This is a genomic window from Nocardia sp. NPDC060220 (assembly GCF_042727815.1).
Lineage (GTDB): Bacteria > Actinomycetota > Actinomycetes > Mycobacteriales > Mycobacteriaceae > Nocardia.
The window spans coordinates 1-2,821 of the sequence record NZ_JBHWZY010000870.1 but is presented as its reverse complement, the minus strand read 5'-3'; the positions used below and the strand labels follow the sequence as shown (position 1 = coordinate 2,821).

The window sequence follows — 2,821 nt, the reverse complement described above, 5'->3', positions numbered from 1 at the left end:
ATCGAGCACCGCGCGCGCCAGGTCTTCCTTGGAGTCGAAGTGGAAGTACATCGCCCCCTTGGTGGCGCGCGAACCTTCCAGAATGCGGTTGAGCGATGCCGCGGCATATCCGCTCTTCCCGAACTCGACGGCCGCGGACTTGATTATCGCCGCGCGTGTCCGGCGCGCCCGCTCTTGCTGCCGTGCCATGCTCGAAACGCCTCCGAACCTTCTCGACGCCGACGGTCGAATACAGACCGTTGGTGCGAATTGTGGTTTTAATTCAAACTTTCGGTATGAAAGACTCGCGGTGCCTCGCACAGCGGCCCCGCCACCAGTGAGAACCGCCTCCTCCTGCGGTAACGACTACCCCTTTGCCGGGAGTTCGCGCACCCATCGCGATCACCTCGGCCTGCGATCTGCCGGTGAATTCCCGAAACGCCACACCCTGCACCGGAGCCACGGAAAACGCGGTACCGGTGATTGTTTCGAAATTCACCAGGCGATCACCGTACCCGCATTCGCGAGTCGACACGCGGCGATTGGAGTACCCATCCGAACATCCGATCCGGTTATCCAAACCAGCAAACGGAGCGCAACCGGAATGGTTACTTCGGGTACGAATTCCATAGGCGCGCAGCCCGGTTGACCACCGCGCCGGCACCGCCGACGTTCGCCGAACGGTCGCGAGACCGGCGCCCACCTTGGACCTCTCCATCGCTGCTGCACCCCTGCTTGTCGAAAGATGTTGCGATACAACAGTATTCGATGACCATACGCAACTCGTAACGCGAACACCGCTGGGGCACCGGGTGTTTACCGGAAATCGTCGCGCACGTCCACGTCGTTACCGGCCGCCACCAGCGGCGATCAGCCGCCCGCGACTCGACCCGGGGGGACTGTTCGGTCCTTCGGCACAGCGTCCGCTAGACTCCGCTGCGCGCCCCTTTAGCTCAGTTGGTAGAGCTGGTGACTTTTAATCACTAGGTCGTAGGTTCGAGTCCTACAGGGGGCACCACGACTACTACCGTGACCATCGTCACGTGGCGACGCGCCAACCACAGACGCCGCCGAAACCAGGGGTTCGGTGCGCGGATTCACCTACCCTGAGCGCGACCCGGGCTCCCGGGCGCCCACGACCTCAGGCGGAGTGAGATGACTTCCTTCGACGATTTGCTCTCCCAAGTACCCATCGCCCAGATCGCCGACCAGCTCGGCGTCGACCAGGCGACCGCCACCACGGCCGTGCAGGCCGCGCTGCCGACGCTGCTCGGCGGCCTCCAGGCCAACGCCGCCCAGCCACAGGGCGCGGCTTCACTGCTCGGCGCGCTCGACAACCACGGCGGCCTCGTCGACGGCGAAGGCGCGGTGGATCTGCAGCAGGTGGACGTCGGCGACGGCGAGAAGATCGTCGACAACGTCTTCGGTGACGAGAAGAACACCGTCATCAGCGCGCTCGGCGCGGGCGGCGGCACCGGCGGCAACGACCTGATCGGCAAGCTGCTGCCGATTCTCGCCCCGATCGTGCTCGCCTACGTGGCCAAACAGCTCACCGGCGGCGGCGGCGCCGCGGCTCCGGCACCGCAGCAGACGCAGGCCTCCGGCGGCGGTCTCGGTGATCTGCTGGGCGGCCTGCTCGGCGGCAGCAGCAACACCGGCGGGCTCGGCGGCATGATCGGCGACGCCCTGTCGAAGAACGCGGGAGGTGCGCTGGGCAGCGTGCTCGGCGGACTGCTCGGCGGCAAGCGCTGAGATGTTCATCTACCTGTAGTTAACGTCGCGAGGCCCGCAGCGATAGTCCCTATGCTGCGGGCCGAGCACCTAGACTCGTCAGCACGACCATCGGATCTACTGACGAGTTGTGGCGTTGCTCAACATCGTCGGAAAACCGCTCTGTTGCGTTTCGCATCACACCTACGGTGCCGTAAGGTATGGCCGCATCGCGACGTTCGACCGCAAGCACGACAGCGAAGGGTTTTTACATGGCAAGGGATCTGACTCAACTCGAACTGCTCACGGAGTTGGAGCCGGTTGCCGAGGAAAACGTCAACCGGCACATGTCGCTGGCCAAGGAGTGGCACCCCCACGACTATGTCCCGTGGGACGAGGGCCGCAACTTCGCCGCCATGGGCGGCATCGACTGGGATCCTGAGCAGTCCAAGCTCAGCGAGGTCGCCAAGGCGGCCATGATCACCAATCTGCTCACCGAGGACAATCTGCCGTCCTACCACCGTGAGATCGCCGAGAACTTCTCCCAGGACGGCGCCTGGGGCACCTGGGTGGGTCGCTGGACCGCCGAGGAGAACCGGCACGGCATCGTGATGCGCGATTACCTGGTTGTCACCCGCGGCGTGGACCCGGTCGCCCTCGAAGAGGCCCGGATGATCCACATGACCAACGGCTTCGCCTCCCCCACCGAGGTCGACGCGGGCTTCCTGCACTCGGTCGCCTACGTGACCTTCCAGGAACTGGCCACCCGCGTGAGCCACCGCAACACCGGCAAGGTCTGTGACGACCCGATCGCCGACCGCATGCTGCAGCGCGTCGCCGCCGACGAGAACCTGCACATGATCTTCTACCGCAACCTCTGCGGCGCGGCGATGGACCTGAGCCCCGACCAGACCATCGAGGCCATCTCGATGATCGTCGAGAACTTCCAGATGCCCGGCGCGGGCATGCCGAACTTCCGTCGCAACGGCGTGCTGATGGCCAAGCACGGCATCTACGACCTGCGCCAGCACCTCGAAGAGGTCGTGCAGCCGGTGCTCAAGAAGTGGAACGTCTTCGACCGCACCGACTTCACCGCGCGTGGCGAGGCCACCCGTGAGCGGCTGGCAGGCTT

General features: G+C 65.0%; 3 protein-coding genes and 1 tRNA gene. 3 read left to right on the top strand and 1 reads right to left on the bottom strand.

The annotated features are described in order from the left end of the window. A partial coding sequence (locus tag ACFWF3_RS31010) for a TetR family transcriptional regulator (protein WP_379317266.1) occupies nucleotides 1-189 on the bottom strand: 189 nt, incomplete at its 3' end. A 732-nt stretch (nucleotides 190-921) separates the two neighbouring features. Between ACFWF3_RS31010 and ACFWF3_RS31005 the strand changes: the two genes are divergently transcribed. The 3 genes from ACFWF3_RS31005 to ACFWF3_RS30995 all read left to right on the top strand — a co-directional run. Continuing rightward, nucleotides 922-997, top strand: a tRNA-Lys gene (locus ACFWF3_RS31005). A 137-nt stretch (nucleotides 998-1,134) separates the two neighbouring features. Then, nucleotides 1,135-1,731 carry a DUF937 domain-containing protein gene (locus ACFWF3_RS31000; RefSeq protein ID WP_378990559.1) on the top strand — a complete coding sequence of 199 codons (597 nt, stop codon included), beginning with the start codon at nucleotides 1,135-1,137 and terminating at the stop codon, nucleotides 1,729-1,731. Nucleotides 1,732-1,961: 230 nt separating this feature from the next. Next, on the top strand, nucleotides 1,962-2,821 hold an 860-nt coding region (locus ACFWF3_RS30995; protein ID WP_379317264.1), incomplete at its 3' end, for an acyl-ACP desaturase.